At 64.2% G+C, this 271-nt stretch carries 1 protein-coding gene; it reads left to right on the forward strand.

The genetic code is table 11. From position 1 onward, the window contains the following. A partial coding sequence (locus CVH10_RS20690) for a tripartite tricarboxylate transporter substrate-binding protein (RefSeq protein ID WP_369335919.1) occupies positions 1–271 on the forward strand: 271 nt, incomplete at both ends.

Raw genomic sequence — 271 nt, forward strand, 5'->3', positions numbered from 1 at the left:
CACGATCAAGTGGGGGGGCACCCAGATCGGCGGCGTTGATCATATTGCCGCCATGAGCTTCGCCAATGAGGCGAATCTCAATGTCTCCTATGTGCCGTTCGAGAGCGGCGCGGAGTTTGCCGCCGCCCTGTCCCGCGGTGACATCGATGCCGCCGGCCTCAATATCTCTGAGTCCCAGGACCAGGTCGACGCGGGCGACTTCCGACCCCTGGCGGTGATGGCAGAAGAGCGCATGGGCGCCCTTCCGGACGTGCCGACACTGGCCGAAAAC

Origin of the sequence: Halomonas sp. ND22Bw, from assembly GCF_003011945.1 — a bacterium.
In the GTDB taxonomy this organism is placed as follows: domain Bacteria; phylum Pseudomonadota; class Gammaproteobacteria; order Pseudomonadales; family Halomonadaceae; genus Halomonas; species Halomonas halophila.